Source organism: Virgibacillus carmonensis (assembly GCF_057836705.1).
Genome location: NZ_JBYQFJ010000325.1, coordinates 1 through 563 on the forward strand (window position 1 = coordinate 1; position 563 = coordinate 563).

A 563-nucleotide genomic window follows, 5' to 3' on the forward strand; every position below is an offset into this window, starting at 1 on the left:
TTTGTAATATAACCAACAATATCATCACCCGGAACAGGATTACAGCATTTTGACAGGCGAACCAATAGGTTATCAACACCTTCAACCTTGACACCAGAATCACGTTTATGCGTCTTGTTGGCCTTAACATCCGTTTTCACATCTTCCAATGTTTGGGCAAGATCTTGTTCTTTTAATTTTGATTGACGAATTTTATCTGTCAGTCTTGTGGCTATTAACGCTGCTGTAATTCCTTGATAGCCGACGGCCGCATACATATCCTCTTCATTCGTAAAATTAAATTTTTCATAAACACGCTGCAGATTATCCTGAGTTAGAGCTTCCTTCGGTTCAATACCCAAAGAACGAATTTCTTTATCGACTAACTCTTTACCTTTTGTAATATTTTCTTCACGCCGCTGTTTCTTAAAAAACTGTTTGATTTTATTTTTAGCCTGTGAGGTTTGCGTTACCTTTAACCAGTCATGGGACGGTCCATAAGAATGTTTTGACGTCATTACATCAATAATGTCACCGTTCTTCAGTTTATAATCAAGGGGTTCCATCTTGCCGTTAATTTTTGC

General features: G+C 37.7%; 1 protein-coding gene. It reads right to left on the reverse strand.

The genetic code is table 11. From position 1 onward, the window contains the following. A partial coding sequence (locus tag AC3G7N_RS22130) for a RelA/SpoT AH/RIS domain-containing protein (protein ID WP_489424265.1) occupies positions 1-563 on the reverse strand: 563 nt, incomplete at both ends.